Genomic DNA, 2,046 nt, shown 5'->3' on the forward strand with positions numbered 1-2,046 from the left:
CAAAAATTAAAATTTAACTTAAAAATCAACAAAAATGAATTATTTAAAATAAAAAAGTATCAAAAAAAATGAAATGTTGCCAAAATACAATCACTAATTTTAAAATTACCCGAAAAAATTTAACTTTACTCAAAGTTCATCATTTATTAAAATTACATATAAGCACTGTGTAACTTTTGGTTTCGCCCGCCTGTCGAGCCTTGGCAGGCAGGCTCAACAACGCACATAAAAACCATAGGTGGCCATGCACTATGGGTTTTTATATGCTTAGGTGTTGTAGCCAGTTTTTTTTATTCATTAGGTCTGATAGTAGGGCTCGAACCTACGTCCATCCGGTCTAAGAGCCAGACGCTCTACCACTGAGCTATATCAGACTTAGATAGGTGCAGGGCTCGAACCTGCGTCCATTCGGGTGTAGAGCCGAACGTTCTACCACTGAACTAACCTATCTAATTTCTTTCAGAAAATAATGGTTTTGCATTTTTACCTGAAAAATATTTATGTCTTTTAAGAACAGTTGCTAAATATGGATTGGAAACCGTTACTCCGTGAACAAGTTCTGGTGTAGGTTTAAATTCTGCTACTCCGTGAACTCTAGGTGCAATCCAACCTGATTTTTCAGGATTAACTCCTGCCTGTTTACAGTATTTTACAACTAATTCTTTATTACAATTTTCTTTTCCTTGAAACACTTCCCAAGGTAATGGTATTTTATTCCAAATCTCGGTATTTGGGTCAAGTTTTCCACCTGTAGAATGGTGCCAAGCGACAACATCAGCAGCCATTAATCTAAGAACCTTGCCAAAACAAATTTCATCTAAAATATAATCCATACCAAGAGCATAAACGATATTCATCCAATTATCTCTTGCTTTGTTCCAAGCTCCAGCTTTATTATTCCAAGTTGTAGAGTCATTACCTCTTTTCACAATCATTGTCTGTCTATTTATGTCGCTTTTTGACCATATTTCATCTAATAATTCAGCTATTTCTTGTAAAATCCCTGTCCATTTCCCTAAAAGTTCTCCTTTATGTTTGTCAGAAAGATTACTTAAAACCTCTTGACTAGTATAGATATGTGAAATTGCCCACCAATTTGTTTTATTATTCCGTTCTAGCCTAGTTTTAGTTTTGAAAAAGCTTAAGACAGAACTTGTGGAAATTCCTTTACAGCGATTTAATAGCATTTGAGAAATTTCATCAAAAGCCCTTTCTTGGCTTGTGTTAGTGAATACATTCCTTAAATTACATCTAGAATTATAGTAAGCAATGAAACAAGCAGAATTAAGGTCTTTACTGAATTCTGAAAACTCTATTTTATGAGCTAATCCGTGTTTTCCAATTTTTTGAAATTCATTTTTTTTAATTTCACGACTGTATTTAAATAATTTCTTCTCTAGTCGTTTTAAAAGCCTCCATTTTTTGTTATAATTCCTTTTGCTTAGTTCTAAGCCCTTTTCTTTTCGTTGCTCTTTATTTAATCTATCTGATAGATAATTATTAGAGCCAACTTCTTTAAATATTATTGGTGAGATTTTCTTAATAAAATCTTCAATTTCACTAATATTATTATAGTCTATTAAATCCTTTTCATTTAGCTTAAATATTTCTATTGTCTTTTTGATTTGTTTTTCAGCTCCGATTGCAGTCGTAAATTCCTGCATCATTGAAGTGTAACCAAAAAGAGTTTTTTTAAGGGAACCTTTTGCTGCCTTTTCTAAAAGACTTCTTTCTTTTACGGATAGATTTTCTCCAATTAGTTCAATAACCATTTGGGCAATATCTTCAGGTCGTTTCCTTTCTTTTAAGGTTTTATGTAAATCTTTTACTTTACTCATTAAATTAGACTTTTTTAAATCTTATGCAAGTCTACGAATTATGTGCACATTCTTTTTGCGTAGTGTTTTTAAATTGGCTACAACATTTGTATAAACGGAAGTTCCGTTTATTTCCATTATGTTCAGATACACTCAAAAACCTATAATTCCATATCATCCAACGGGTTAGCAATATCGCCTGCCTGTGCGTAGCACGCAGACAGGTCAA

1 protein-coding gene and 1 tRNA gene are annotated in these 2,046 nt (G+C 32.7%); both read right to left on the bottom strand.

Going from position 1 to position 2,046, the window contains the following annotated elements:
* Window positions 1-301 precede the first annotated feature (301 nt).
* Window positions 302-374 (bottom strand) — tRNA-Lys (locus U9R42_11785).
* A 75-nt stretch (window positions 375-449) separates the two neighbouring features.
* Window positions 450-1,838, bottom strand: a complete 1,389-nt coding sequence (locus tag U9R42_11790) for a hypothetical protein (protein ID MEA3496704.1) — start codon at window positions 1,836-1,838, stop codon at window positions 450-452.
* Window positions 1,839-2,046 lie beyond the last annotated feature (208 nt).

The sequence above is a fragment of the Bacteroidota bacterium genome (assembly GCA_034723125.1).
Lineage (GTDB): Bacteria > Bacteroidota > Bacteroidia > CAILMK01 > JAAYUY01 > JAYEOP01.